The organism is Streptomyces sp. W16 (genome assembly GCF_033194735.1).
In the GTDB taxonomy this organism is placed as follows: domain Bacteria; phylum Actinomycetota; class Actinomycetes; order Streptomycetales; family Streptomycetaceae; genus Streptomyces.
Window position 1 is genome coordinate 1 of sequence record NZ_JAWOAI010000931.1, and the last position, 2,177, is coordinate 2,177.

Here is a 2,177-nt window from a genome sequence, read left to right on the forward strand (position 1 = left end):
CGACCTTCGGGGCGAGGGCGGCCAGCGCGGGCACCGCGCCCGGGTGCGCACGGGCCTGCTCGGGGTCCGCGACGATCGGTGCAAGCGTGCCGTCGAAGTCGAGCCCGATCACCGCGGCGGCGGGTTTCGCGAGGATCGCCTCCAGGCCTTCGCGACCGGCGCGGGTGACGGGGGTCGGCAGTGCGTGCAGGGGATCGGTGGAGTCCTGAGGGCTGCCCATGTCAACGACCCTATCCGGGTGGGGCCGGTCCCACCCTCGCTCGCCGCCGTACGACCGGCGGGACCCTCACCTTTCCGACCGACGTGTCTCCCGCACCCGTCGCAACCTGTTCACCGTGACCGGGTCGTGGGCCAGCGCCCGCTCGTCGTCCAGCAGGGCGTTGAGCAGCTGGTAGTAGCGCACGGGAGCCAGGCCCAGTTCCTCGCGTATCGCGCGCTCCTTCGCGCCGGGGCCCGGGAAGCCGCGGCGCTCCAGCGCGAGGATGTCCTGTTCCCTCCGGTGCAGCGCGGGAAGCCGCGAGGGCCCGTCCTTGTCCATGCCCTGCACCGTAACCCCCGCCACTGACAACGGCCCCGGCCGCTGCCTGCCGTCGCTCGACGCTACTTGCCGCTCTCCGCCAGCGAAGCCGCCGCCTGCAGCTGCCCCAGCACCGCGCCCGGGCTGCCCTTCGCCGCGACCGCCTGCCCTATGCGCTTCTTGATGTCGGCGCTGACCGTGGACCAGGAGGTGTTGCCGACCGGGTAGAGCGTCGACAGCGGGAGTTCCTCCAGGAACGGCCGGAGGGCCTGGTCCTGCTTCGACGCCTCCATCACCTTGGACGCGGAGTTGGTCACGGGCAGCAGGTCGTACTCGCGGGAGAAGGCGAGGACGTTCTTCTCGCTGTAGACGTAGTCGAGGAAGTCGCCGATCTGGTCGCGGTGGCCGTTCTGCTTGAAGGCGGTCATCCAGTCGGCGACGCCCATCGTGGTCTTGGCCTTGCCGGTGCGCCCCGGCAGCGCGACCGTGCCGAACTTGACGCCCTTCTTGGCCGCCTGCTGGATGAGGGTCGGGTGTCCGTTGAGCATGCCTACGTCACCGTTCGCGAAGGCGGCGAACGCGTCCGCGCGGTTCAGCTCGGCGGGTGCGACGGGCCCGGTCAGGCCCTTGCCGACGAGGCTGTCGCGCAGCCAGGTGAAGGTGGAGATGTTCTCCGTGGAGTCGAGGGTGTAGGTGCTGCCGAGGTCGTCGGTGTAGCCGCCGCCCCCGCCGAGCAGCCACTGCATGGTCTCTGCCTGCGCCTCCTCGGAGCCGAGCGGCAGCGCGAACGGGTACTTCACGCCCCGCTCCTTCAACGCCTCGGCGTCGGCGGCCAGTTCGCTCCAGTCCTTGGGCGGGGTCAGGCCGGCCTCGGCGAAGAGGGTCTTGTTGTAGAAGAGGACGCGCGTAGACGCGGCGAACGGAATGCCGTACTGGATGTGGTCGACCTCCCCCGCGTCCGCGAGCGGCTCCAGGAAGTCGGCCTCCACGGGGATGGAGAGCAGGTCGGCGGTGGAGTACAGCCTGCCCTCGTCGGCGTAGTCGGCGTACGCGCCGATCTGCGCCATGTCCGGGGCCTTCCCCGCGTCGACCATCGCCCTGACCTTGGCGTCGACCTCGTTCCACGAGTACACGCCGACGTCGACCTTCACACCGGGGTGCTTGGCCTCGTACGCCTTGACGAGCGCGTCCCAGTACTTCCGCGAGCTGTTGGACGCGGAGTCGCCGTAGTCGGCGGCGACGAGTCTCAGGGTGACATCACCGGAGTCCCCGCCGAGGCCGCAGCCGCCGAGGACCGCCGTCATGCCCAGTACGGACATCGCCGCGATCATTCCTGTCCTGCGCCGCTGCACTGCCGAATCCCCAACCTTTGCTGTCGTGACGTTCGCTCTGCGAACCCATAAGGTCTACACCACGTAAGTGGACTAGACCTCTCGCGGGTAGACGGGCCACACTGTCCCCCGTGAGACATGTCATCGCCCTCGACGTGGGCGGCACCGGGATGAAAGCCGCCCTAGTGGGGGCGGAGGGCGAGCTGCTCCACCGGGCCCGCCGGGCGACCGGCCGCGAGCACGGACCGGACGCGGTCGTCGAGCACATCCTCGGCTTCGCCGCCGAGCTGCGCGCGTACGGCGAGGAGCACTACGGCGAGCCCGCGTCC

3 protein-coding genes and 1 pseudogene are annotated in these 2,177 nt (G+C 70.2%); 1 reads left to right on the plus strand and 3 read right to left on the minus strand.

Going from position 1 to position 2,177, the window contains the following annotated elements; all coding sequences use genetic code 11:
- The 3 genes and pseudogenes from R6V09_RS51565 to R6V09_RS51575 all read right to left on the minus strand — a co-directional run.
- Positions 1-220: pseudogene (locus R6V09_RS51565) on the minus strand (trehalose-phosphatase); the annotation flags it as partial.
- A gap of 66 nt (positions 221-286) precedes the next feature.
- On the minus strand, positions 287-538 hold the full coding sequence (locus R6V09_RS51570) for a DUF3263 domain-containing protein (protein ID WP_317888316.1): 252 nt from the start codon (positions 536-538) through the stop codon (positions 287-289).
- 62 nt (positions 539-600) lie between these two features.
- Positions 601-1,869, minus strand: coding sequence for an extracellular solute-binding protein (locus R6V09_RS51575; protein ID WP_442810303.1), 1,269 nt, complete (start codon positions 1,867-1,869; stop codon positions 601-603).
- A gap of 110 nt (positions 1,870-1,979) precedes the next feature.
- On the opposite strand from R6V09_RS51575, the gene R6V09_RS51580 reads away from it, so the two are divergent.
- Positions 1,980-2,177: ROK family protein (locus R6V09_RS51580; RefSeq protein ID WP_442810304.1), on the plus strand; the 198-nt coding region annotated here is incomplete at its 3' end.